The sequence below is a fragment of the Pantoea sp. GbtcB22 genome, assembly GCF_019091025.1.
GTDB lineage: Bacteria > Pseudomonadota > Gammaproteobacteria > Enterobacterales > Enterobacteriaceae > Pantoea > Pantoea leporis.
Genome location: NZ_JAGXKB010000608.1, coordinates 1 through 245, shown reverse-complemented (window position 1 = coordinate 245; position 245 = coordinate 1). Strand labels below are relative to the sequence as shown.

Sequence of the window (245 nt, the reverse complement as noted above, 5' to 3'; positions counted from 1 at the left end):
GGGGATATAGCTCACGCTTGGGACAGAGTGACCCTGAGCCACATAGGTGTTCCTATCCGAGAAGACCCCATCACTAACCATGAGCTGTTCGGAACCGCTGGTCCCAAAGGTGACTCTAAAGAAGTGCACACCCTGGTCAGAGGCCGTGAAGGTGTAATCCGCGGGCAACTGGGCCAACGGATCAGTGCTGGTGAAGTGCACGGTGCCGGTGTAGCTCGTGGCCGTATTGCCATAAGCGTCTAATA

At 55.9% G+C, this 245-nt stretch carries 1 protein-coding gene; it reads right to left on the bottom strand.

Annotation, left to right across the window (positions count from 1 at the left end; genetic code table 11):
• The coding region (locus KVT28_RS26135; protein ID WP_217551179.1) for a hypothetical protein at window positions 1-245 on the bottom strand (245 nt) is incomplete at both ends.